Annotated in this window: 5 protein-coding genes; 1 reads left to right on the top strand and 4 read right to left on the bottom strand. The window is 66.2% G+C overall.

Annotated features, from left to right (window positions below):
- Nucleotides 1–90: 90 nt before the first annotated feature.
- On the bottom strand, nucleotides 91–399 hold the full coding sequence (rpsJ, locus tag VET27_RS07255) for a 30S ribosomal protein S10 (protein ID WP_526516555.1): 309 nt from the start codon (nucleotides 397–399) through the stop codon (nucleotides 91–93).
- Between the two features lie 616 nt (nucleotides 400–1015).
- Between rpsJ and VET27_RS07260 the strand changes: the two genes are divergently transcribed.
- Nucleotides 1016–1270, top strand: a complete 255-nt coding sequence (locus tag VET27_RS07260; protein WP_526516557.1) for a hypothetical protein — start codon at nucleotides 1016–1018, stop codon at nucleotides 1268–1270.
- Between the two features lie 146 nt (nucleotides 1271–1416).
- Here the strand turns inward: VET27_RS07260 and VET27_RS07265 are convergent, their stop codons facing one another.
- The 3 genes from VET27_RS07265 to fusA form a co-directional block, all read right to left on the bottom strand.
- On the bottom strand, nucleotides 1417–2349 hold the full coding sequence (locus VET27_RS07265) for a hypothetical protein (protein WP_526516559.1): 933 nt from the start codon (nucleotides 2347–2349) through the stop codon (nucleotides 1417–1419).
- A 387-nt stretch (nucleotides 2350–2736) separates the two neighbouring features.
- Nucleotides 2737–3924, bottom strand: a complete 1188-nt coding sequence (tuf, locus tag VET27_RS07270) for an elongation factor Tu (RefSeq protein ID WP_526516561.1) — start codon at nucleotides 3922–3924, stop codon at nucleotides 2737–2739.
- A 443-nt stretch (nucleotides 3925–4367) separates the two neighbouring features.
- Nucleotides 4368–6422, bottom strand: a complete 2055-nt coding sequence (fusA, locus tag VET27_RS07275; RefSeq protein ID WP_526516563.1) for an elongation factor G — start codon at nucleotides 6420–6422, stop codon at nucleotides 4368–4370.
- Nucleotides 6423–6771 lie beyond the last annotated feature (349 nt).

Consider the following 6771-nt stretch of genomic DNA (forward strand, 5'->3'; position numbering starts at 1 on the left):
ACGACGCGGTTGGCGTCATCCCACACCTGGGTCATGCCGAGCTTCTCGCCCAGGATGCCCTTCACGTTGGTACCCATCTGATGCGTTCCTCTACAGCTTGATCTCGATGTCGACACCGGCCGGGAGGTCGAGTCGCATCAGCGAGTCGACGGTCTTCGGCGTGGGGTCGATGATGTCGATCAGCCGCTTGTGCGTGCGCATCTCGAAGTGCTCGCGCGAATCCTTGTACTTGTGTGGCGAGCGGATGACGCAGTACACGTTCTTCTCGGTGGGCAGCGGCACGGGGCCGACCACCCGGGCGCCCGTGCGGGTCACCGTCTCGACGATCTTGCGCGCTGACGCATCGATCGCCTCGTGGTCGTAGGCCTTGAGCCGGATGCGGATCTTCTGTCCCGCCACGCTTGCCGTCCCTCTCGCTTGTCGCGGCTGCTGCCGCTTCTGTCGTGCATCGATGGCGCTGATCTCTGGTGTGCCGTACTGCTGGTCCTGCGGGCACTGCTGGTCGCGCTGACGCGCTCGCGCGCACCCATGGCCCGGCACGCACGCGCGCCGTGCCGGACGGACCAGGTCCGCCGCCACTGTTCATCTGTCCGGGATCACCGGTCCACGTGGTCGGGCGTGTCGCCCGAGCTACGGGCATCCGCCCCGGAATCAGGCGAATGCTGGTGGACCGGTCACGCTCGTGTGAGCGCAACATGGTCGGTGGTGCTCGGATAGCTGCTGGTTGCCCGCCGTCGCAGTACCGGCTGGAGATCAGCTCGATCCACCATACCCGTGCTGTGCCGACCCTGATCAGGGCCGCGCAAGAGCGCAACCCCGCTGAGGGCAACCCGAGAAGTATGCCTCATCACGGGGGGCGACTTCAAATCCGCCCATCCGTGCCCGAGACGCCGCCGACCGTCACTGCTCGCGGTGCCCGACACGCCGCCGACCGTCACTGCTCGCGGCCGCCCGACACCCCGACGGTTCCCGCGCGGCGCAGGATGCTCACGCTGTGGGGAACGATGCTCAAGGTATGGGTGCCATGCCCATGCTGCAGCGACGGGTCGGCGCACAATCGGTGAGCATCGTGCGGGCTGAACCGGTCAACGCGGGCGCGGCCTCGCGGGCCAGTGCGGCCGCACCCACTGCTCACACCGGCGCCGCCAAACCAGCCGCCGCAGGCGCCACACCGCTCGCCGGGCCGAACGATGCTCATGCCGTGGGCGCGATGCTCACGCTGTGGGAGCCAAACCCATGCCGCAGCACCGGGTCGGCGCACAATCGGTGAGCATCGTGCGGACTGATCCCTCATCGCCGGCGCGGCCAGACCGCCCGCGTGACCGCTGCACTCGTCACGCGGCAGGTGGCACCCCCTGCCGCCGTGGGTGCGTGGCAGTCCGAGGGACCGGGAGCTTCGCACGCCGGACAAGGGCCCTAGCCCGGACGGTCGAGCGCGCGGCGAAGCCGGTGAACAACGGCAGCGGGCTCGTCCAGGTCTGCCCAAATCCAGCGCACCACAGTCCATCCGGCGGCGCGCAGCGCATCCTCTCTCTGCTTCTCCCGGAACACCACGTCGCCAGGGTCCTCGCCGTGGGGTCCGCCCTGGTACTTCATCTTTCCGTCGAATTCCCCCAACACCTTCCGCCGCCGGTAGCCGAAGTCCGCTCGGCCCAAGAACGTTCCGTCGCCATCACACACCGTCATCTGCAATTCCGGTTGAGGGAGACCTTCGCGGTGCATCATCACCCGGCTACGGGATTCGCCGACGCTCTCACTTCGGCCGTCCGCGAAGGCAATCACCCGCCCGGCGGCACGTGCTCCTGGCATTCGGCGTGAGCGTTTCAGCTGATCGGCGAGCTTCTCCTGCGTGGTCAAGCCCAAACGCAAAGCGGCGTCCGCGACGATCACGCCCTGGTCGAATGGCACGGTTCTGGCCACGTCCACGACGGTCCGGGTCGGTGATGTGACGCGTCGATGGCCCACGAGAACGACGTCGTCAGGCTCGAGCGCGGCGAGGTGGCTATGGACCATGGACCCACGATGGGCCTTGGCCGGCGCCCGCCTGGTGACATGGACTTCGTTCAGGTGGGTCCGCCACAGCGGAAGGCCGTGAAACACAACAGCCGACAGATGGCTGACCACAGGCTCGCCGGACAACCGCGGCACGGCGGTGTCTACCATCAGGCGATGCCGTTCGGCTCCGGACAGCTTCGGGGCACTGGCGTTGTCGAAGTAGGCGCCACGAGCCGCGGACGTCCACTGCCCGGATCGCCGCAAACGCTTGATCTCGTCGTCGTTATAGCCCGCTGCCAGCGCACCGGCCCTGAGAATCAGCCGCGGGCGATTGGGCGGGAGGCTCGTCGTCATGGGCTGAGCTTCGGCGCGCAGTCAAGGCCTCCGCCACCGTTGTCATGTGAATGTGGACGGAATTCGGACATGGGAACAACTCGGCGGGCCTAGTGGTGCCAGCTGGCGCCGATCGCAGGGCCTAGAACCTGCGCTGCGAAGGGGTGTGGCCGGGAGATGACCGGGCCCAGCCGCACCATGCTCACGCAGTGTGCGCCGACCCCGTGCTGCAGCCTGGGTTTGGCACCCAACGCGTGAGCACCGTGCCCACAGGACGGGTTCGCCCACCCACGACCCCTGGCTGAGGCACGAGCAGCGCACCCCGCCGCGAGCAACGGGGCCCCGCCGCGACGAATCGCAGCGGGGCCCCGTCAGAGCCCATCAGCGGACCAACTGGCCCGCGTCAGCTCACTTGATGATCTTGGTCACCGAACCGGCACCGACGGTGCGACCACCCTCGCGGATGGCGAAGCGCAGGCCCTCCTCGATGGCGATCGGCTGGATCAGCGTAACCGTCATCTCGGTGGTGTCGCCCGGCATGACCATCTCGGTGCCCTCGGGGAGGTTCACCACACCGGTCACGTCGGTGGTGCGGAAGAAGAACTGCGGGCGGTAGTTGTTGAAGAACGGCGTGTGCCGTCCGCCCTCGTCCTTACCCAGGATGTAGACCCGCGCCTCGAAATCGGTGTGCGGGGTGATCGAGCCCGGCTTGACGACAACCTGGCCGCGCTCCACGTCTTCACGCTTGGTGCCGCGCAGCAGCAACCCGACGTTGTCGCCGGCCTGGCCCGAATCGAGCAGCTTGCGGAACATCTCGACACCGGTGACGGTCGTGGTGAACGACTTCTTGATGCCCACGATCTCGACGGTCTCGTTGATGTTCACCTTGCCGCGATCGACCTTGCCGGTCACGACGGTCCCACGACCGGTGATCGTGAACACGTCCTCGATCGGCATCAGGAACGGCTTCTCGGTGTCGCGGACGGGCTCCGGAATGGACTCGTCGACGGCGTCCATCAGCTCGACGACGGTCGCGACCCACTTCGGGTCACCCTCGAGAGCCTTCAGGCCCGAGGTGCGGATGACGGGGGCGTCCTCGTCGAACTCCTGCGCCGCGAGCAGCTCGCGGACCTCGAGCTCGACGAGCTCCAGGATCTCCTCGTCGTCGACCATGTCGGCCTTGTTCAGGGCGACCAGGATGTAGGGCACGCCGACCTGACGGGCCAGCAGCACGTGCTCCTTGGTCTGCGGCATCGGGCCGTCGGTGGCGGCGACCACGAGGATCGCGCCGTCCATCTGCGCGGCACCGGTGATCATGTTCTTGATGTAGTCCGCGTGGCCGGGGGCGTCCACGTGCGCGTAGTGGCGCTTCGCCGTCTGGTACTCGACGTGCGCGATGTTGATGGTGATGCCGCGCTGCCGCTCCTCAGGAGCCTTGTCGATCTGATCGAAGGCGGATACTTCGTTCAGGGTCGGGTACTTGTCGTGCAGCACCTTGGTGATGGCCGCCGTCAGGGTCGTCTTCCCATGGTCGACGTGACCGATGGTGCCGATGTTGACGTGCGGTTTGCTCCGGTCGAACTTCGCCTTCGCCACTGCTGTCCTCCTCAGGACTCTTCTGATGCGCCATGCGACTTCCGGTACTGATTCAGGTCGTCAGGGCGTTGGTGGATGGATCTGGACCGGGTTCTCTGTCGAACCCGGACCCGTGACGGTGGAGGTGCGAGACCGCCCACCATCCCGACTGTGCAGGGTACGGATGGCCGCGCCGTGGGGCCAATCCGCACGCCTGGAATACCCATTTGAGATCACTCGCCTGTCGCCTTCGCGATCGCATTGCTCGGCTCCGCGGCGAACTCCGGGCCTCGGTCGCTGTGCCTGATGCTCGACTCGGGGCGAACTCCGGGCCTCGGTCGCTGGCGCTCCCTCGTGTCCTCGTCCACCCTTCGTCTTCGGGCGCTCCCTCGCGCCCTGGATCGTGACTGCCTCGTCCGCCCTTCGTCTTCGCGCGCTCCCTCGCGCAGTTGAGTGTGACAGCCTCATTCGCCTGTCGCCTTCGCGATGATTTCCTTCGCCACATTCGCCGGGACCTCCGAGTAGCGGTCGAAGACCATCGAGTACGACGCCCGACCCTGGGTCCGCGACCGCAGGTCGCCGACGTAACCGAACATCTCCGACAACGGCACCAGCGCCGTCACGACCCGCGCGCCGCTGCGCTCGTCCATCGACTGGATCTGCCCGCGACGGGAGTTCAGATCGCCGATCACGTCACCCATGTTGTCCTCGGGCGTGACCACCTCGACGCTCATCAACGGCTCGAGCAGCACTGGCTTGGCCAGCCGAGCGGCTTCTTTCATCGCGATGGAACCCGCGATCTTGAAGGCCATTTCGGACGAGTCGACCTCGTGGTACGCACCGTCCACCAGCGTCAGCTTCACCCCGAGCACCGGGTAACCGGCCAGCACGCCGTACTGCAGGGCGTCCTGGGCTCCGGCGTCCACCGAGGGGATGTACTCCTTCGGGATCCGCCCACCGCTGACAGCATTGACAAACTCATAGGTCGCGCCCTCGGACGCGGCCATGTCCAGCGGCTCGACCGTGATGAGGATCTTGGCGTACTGCCCGGATCCACCGGTCTGCTTCTTGTGGACATAGCTGTACTTCTCGACTGTGCCCCGGATGGTCTCGCGGTAGGCCACCTGCGGCTTCCCGATATTGGCGTCGACCTTGAACTCGCGCCGCATCCGCTCCACCAGGATGTCCAGGTGCAACTCACCCATGCCGGAGATGACCGTCTGACCGGTTTCCTCGTCGTTCTTGACCTTGAACGTCGGATCCTCTTCGGCGAGCTTCTGGATCGCGGTGCCCAGCTTCTCCTGGTCGCTCTTGGTCTTCGGCTCGATGGCCACCGAGATGACCGGATCGGGGAAGTTCATCGATTCGAGCACGATCTGGTGCGCCGGATCGGAAAGGGTGTCACCAGTGGTGGTCTGCTTGAGCCCCATGACGGCGACGATGTCGCCGGCGCTGACCGAGGCCAGTTCCTCACGCTTGTTGGCGTGCATCTGGTAGATCTTGCCGATCCGCTCCTTGCGCTCCTTGGTCGCGTTGACGACCTGGGTGCCGGTGTTCAAGGTGCCGGAGTACACCCGCACGAAGGTCAGCTTGCCCAGGTGCGGGTCGGTCGCGACCTTGAACGCCAGGCCGGCGAAACTGTCAGACGGATCGGGGTGGCGCTCCGCGGGGGTGACCCCGTCGGGCAGTGTGCCCTCGATCGCGCCGACGTCCAGCGGCGACGGCAGGTACTCGACGACGGCGTCGAGCATGGGCTGAACGCCCTTGTTCTTGAACGCGGAACCGGTGACGACGGGGTTGACCTTGCCGGCGATGGTCGCCCGACGGATCGCAGCGTTCAACTGCTCGAGGGTCAGTTCCTCGCCGGCCAGGTACGCCTCCATCGCAACGTCGTCATTCTCCGAGATCGTTTCGATCAACTTCTCGCGCCACTGCGCCGCGTCGTCCGCCAGGCCCGCCGGAATCTCCTCGATCAGGTAGTCCTCGCCCTTGACGGTCTCGCCGTGCCAGGTCAGCGCGCGCATCTGCAGCAGGTCCACAACGCCGATGAAGTCGCCCTCCGCCCCGATCGGGATCTGCAGCACCAAAGGGGTCGCGCCGAGCCGCTCGACCATCATGTCGACGCAGCGGAAGAAGTTCGCGCCGGTGCGGTCGAGCTTGTTGACAAAGCACATCCGCGGCACGTGGTACTTCTCGGCCTGCCGCCAGACCTGCTCGGTCTGCGGCTCGACCCCGGCCACACCGTCGAACACCGCGACGGCACCATCCAGTACACGGAGGGACCGCTCGACTTCCACGGTGAAGTCGACGTGCCCGGGCGTGTCGATGATGTTGATCTTGTGACCCTTCCACGACGTCGTCGTCGCGGCGGAGGTGATGGTGATCCCCCGCTCCTGCTCCTGGTCCATCCAGTCCATGACGGCGGCGCCCTCGTGGACCTCACCGATCTTGTAGGTGATGCCGGTGTAGAACAGGATGCGCTCGGTCGTGGTGGTCTTGCCCGCGTCGATGTGCGCCATGATCCCGATGTTGCGGACCTTGTCCAGGGCGTTCGTGGCCACGGTGGGTTCTTCCTCGTCTCAAATCAGGGGGGTGGGTGCCGCACGGGTCCGGTAGTCAGCACCGGAGGGCAGCACCCGTACAGCGCCGCGCGGGGAGGTGATATTCCCCGCACGCCGCCGCGGGAGCGACTACCAGCGACGGTGACGATGACCGATGGCTGACGGAACTGCTGTCACCATCGACGGTATCGATCGACCGATGGCTGACGGAACTGCTGTCACCATCGACGGTATCGATCGACCGATGGCTGACGGAACTGCTGTCACCATCGACGGTATCGATCGACCGATGGCTGACGGAACTGCT

The organism is Mycobacterium sp. (assembly GCF_035633495.1).
Classification (GTDB): Bacteria; Actinomycetota; Actinomycetes; order Mycobacteriales; family Mycobacteriaceae; genus Mycobacterium.